At 54.0% G+C, this 642-nt stretch carries 1 protein-coding gene; it reads left to right on the forward strand.

The annotated features are described in order from the left end of the window. The coding region (locus tag IEW74_RS17270) for a transposase (RefSeq protein WP_188667435.1) at window positions 1-642 on the forward strand (642 nt) is incomplete at both ends.

Genomic DNA, 642 nt, shown 5'->3' on the forward strand with positions numbered 1-642 from the left:
TGGAGCAATTTGTTTCCTTGGGGATGGCTGTTCATCGGGCAGATGCCGTCAAGGTTAAGGCCTTCATACGATCCCTCGGTATTCGGGGCAAAACCGATGCGATTGATGCCTGCGCTCTGGCTGATTATGGTGCAGAGCGCCACGCGCGCTTGGCCTTGTGGTGCCCCAATGGAAAGGTCCGAGACCAGCTTCAAAGCCTCGTGCTTTATCGATTGGACCTTATCAAGCAGAAAGGGGCCGAAAAGAACCGATTGCAAGCTCCGAAAAGTCAGCCGATTGCCCACATTATCCGCAAGCACCTGAATGTTCTGGAAAGCTGCATCCAACAAGTGGAACAGGACATCAAGGCCTTGCTGAGCCAAGACAGGGAAGTTGAGCAAACCGCACGCGTCATGCGCTCAATCCCGGGAATCGGCCCGGTTACGGCCTCGGGCTTGTGTGCTCTGATGCCCGAGCTTGGACAGATGACACGCAGACAAACCGCCTCTCTGGTCGGCCTAGCACCTTATCCCCGTGAAAGTGGAGAGCTAAAAGGGCGCCGTTATACAAGAGGCGGCAGAAAAGAGGTACGCCGCCTTTTGTTTATGGCAGCAATGGTTGCCGTAAGATACAATTCCACTCTCAAAGAATTCTATCTGCGAC

The sequence above is a fragment of the Terasakiella brassicae genome, assembly GCF_014641495.1.
GTDB classification, from domain to species: Bacteria; Pseudomonadota; Alphaproteobacteria; order Rhodospirillales; family Terasakiellaceae; genus Terasakiella; species Terasakiella brassicae.